We start from the raw sequence: 2,409 nt of genomic DNA, 5'->3' as shown, positions 1-2,409 counted from the left end.
GCTACCGGCACCGCTCCTTGCTGCTGTTCAAGAATGAGAAGGGCAATTTCGTAAATCTCCCTGACGTCGGCTGCTTCCAATAGGCCTTTCTGCACCAGGCAGCGCAGTAGGCCGGCCATTGTTGCTGAGGAGACCAGATTTGCTGCGGCGACGCCATTCAATGAGGCAACGGACATCGGGGGCTCATTGTGCTTCTGTATGCGCAGGTTCCGGCACGGTGTAGCCGTCCGCTGCGTACGAAGTTATTTTGTTTCGCAGCGTGCGGATGGCGATGCCGAGTAGCGAGGTGGCGTGGGTGCGGTTGCCGCCGGTTTCCCGGAGCGTGGCTAGGATCAGTTGGCGTTCGACAAAGGCTACTGGCAGGCCGACGAACTGATCTACGACGGGTCGCTCACCATCGAGCAGTTGCATGGTCACGGTCCTTTTCGAGCCCCCCAACTCTTCTGGACCCCTTAGAATGGCGCCCGCCGTGGTTAAGAAGCGGTAAATCGATATTGTGAGTGGGCTCGGGACAACGTTGGGTTCGGCGCTCTCCGCCCTCTGCGCGCCCGCAGGGCGCAAGTCTAATCGCTAACTGCATCAACTTACTTGGGCAGTGACGACTTCACCCGACTTGGGATTGCACTGACTTGCGCCCTCTGTTCCGTGGAATAAATAAGCGCTATGCCGGAAGGCTCACTATCGAAGCACAGAACCTGACCCTTGCGCCGGGTGAAGTCGCCGGGCTGCCTATTCACGGGAGCCAAGATTTTGTTGCGATCACAGTGCGCGACACCGATGTCGGCATGTTCGCGGACGTGATTGAAAAGGCTTTCGATCCGTTCTTCACGACGAAACCGATCGGCTAGGGAACGGGCCTAGCTGTCTTGGCTTCGCCGGCATCGGCAGCGCGGCGAGCGCAGGATTCACGACCGCAGATCAGCCCCGCATCACTGTCCGCATGCAACGCCCGTGCAGCGCGTCGCCGCGATCGAATCGCTGAGGGCAAACCCGCATATCGACCTGTTGATCTCCGATGTCGGACTTCCCGGGATGAACGGTCGTCAGCTTGCAGAGATTGCGCAAGGCCAGATGCCGGATCTCAAGGGGCTATTCATCACCGGCTATGCAGCCAATGCGGTCAACCGCAACCGACTTTCTGGCTGACCCGCATGGATATGATCACCAAGCCCTTCGGCCTGGAAAAGCTCGGACGGAAGATCGGCGAAATGCTGGCGAGAAACTAGCGAAATGCCGATCCAGGTCAGAGGACTTCTCTGGATGTACGCCGTGCATTTCGCAGTGACGATTAGATTTGCGCACCAATRCCGGGATCCGTGCGCGCAATGCGCGGTGTGGATGTGTTCTGCGTCTAGACGCCCCTTCGATAGCGGCTCATCGGCTACTTGGCTGCGGTGTAGCTCGATTGATGGTTTTAGATGAGCGTTCCCGGGCCGAGATGCTGGCCCCGGCTCCAACTCGTCCGTTCGCGCTCAGCGCAACAGCGATCGAGAACCTGGGAGCAGGTTCGTGATCACCGGCCAAGTAGGCGGCGTTCAAGCAAAGCCTGCATGTCGCGGCGGCCGTCAGCGATGACGAAGATGACGACTTTGCTGCCAATTACGCGGTAGATTAGGCGATACGGATCGAGCAGAATCTGCCGGAATTCCCGAACACCTAACGCCTCAAGTTCCTTGGGGAAGCTGCCCCGTTCCGGGTAACGCTCCAGTGTGGAGATCCTTTCAATGAACGCATCGAGCAAGCACTCAGCCGCTTCCATTGAACGGTGTTCAGCCAGGTAGTAGTGAATGGCTTCGAGATCATCCTCCGCGCCTTGCGTCAGCTCGACCTCAAAGAGGCCCTCCTTCATCGACGATCCGCCGCTTTTCCGCGCAGTCTTTCGACGACAGCGCGAGCCGGCTTGGTCTTGCCTGCATCGACATCCTGATTGCCGATGGCAAGCAGCTTCAACAGCGCGAGCGTCTCTTGCGTCTGTTCAAAGGAGGCAACGTCCTGGAGCACCGCCCTGGCCTCGCCATTCTGCGTGATCACCAGAGGCTCTCGCCTTTCGGTGAGGTTGAGGAGGATGTCGGCTGCGTTGGCCTTCAGATAGCTGATCGGTTTGACTTGGGCAGAATACCGCAAAGGAGCCTCCCGGACTAAATTCGGTTCGAATATAGTCCGGACGTTAGCGCCGTGCAACTGTGGCGTAGCGGCTGGTGCCTTCCGGTGTTCGCGATCGTCCAGTCAATCGTCAGCGTCGGCACGGAGCCCACCAGCAGCAGTGATCATCGCGGCGTTGTCATGTCTGGACGGCGCCCTTTGATCAAGGGGATTTCTTTGGCGCGGCGAGGATCGTGGGAGCGGTCATGTCTTCGGCCTTTTGGTGCACTTTTCTAAGCGCTGGCCCTGATGTTGTCCGCGTCATCC

The 2,409-nt window shown here is 58.8% G+C and carries 5 protein-coding genes; 2 read left to right on the top strand and 3 right to left on the bottom strand.

The genetic code is table 11. The annotated features are described in order from the left end of the window. Positions 1-183: 183 nt before the first annotated feature. Positions 184-411: a helix-turn-helix domain-containing protein gene (locus tag AC1D34_RS36660; protein ID WP_441509148.1), complete on the bottom strand. Its 228-nt coding sequence runs from the start codon at positions 409-411 to the stop codon at positions 184-186. 218 nt (positions 412-629) lie between these two features. Here AC1D34_RS36660 and AC1D34_RS36655 point away from each other — a divergent pair, with 218 nt between their 5' ends. After that, a complete protein-coding gene (locus AC1D34_RS36655) occupies positions 630-848 on the top strand; it encodes an ATP-binding protein (RefSeq protein ID WP_441509147.1) in 219 nt (72 codons plus the stop codon). Positions 849-951: 103 nt separating this feature from the next. Further along, on the top strand, positions 952-1,146 hold the full coding sequence (locus AC1D34_RS36650) for a response regulator (RefSeq protein WP_441509212.1): 195 nt from the start codon (positions 952-954) through the stop codon (positions 1,144-1,146). 367 nt (positions 1,147-1,513) lie between these two features. On the opposite strand, the gene AC1D34_RS36645 is transcribed toward AC1D34_RS36650, so the two are convergent. Beyond that, positions 1,514-1,849: a type II toxin-antitoxin system RelE/ParE family toxin gene (locus AC1D34_RS36645; protein WP_476770631.1), complete on the bottom strand. Its 336-nt coding sequence runs from the start codon at positions 1,847-1,849 to the stop codon at positions 1,514-1,516. Then, entirely contained in the window at positions 1,846-2,124 is a 279-nt protein-coding gene (locus AC1D34_RS36640) for a type II toxin-antitoxin system Phd/YefM family antitoxin (RefSeq protein ID WP_441493749.1), read from the bottom strand. Before AC1D34_RS36640 ends, AC1D34_RS36645 begins: the two co-directional genes overlap by 4 nt. Positions 2,125-2,409: the final 285 nt, after the last annotated feature.

It is taken from the genome of Allobosea sp. P1_A7 (assembly GCF_056406775.1).
This window is presented reverse-complemented; position numbering and strand designations above follow the sequence as displayed.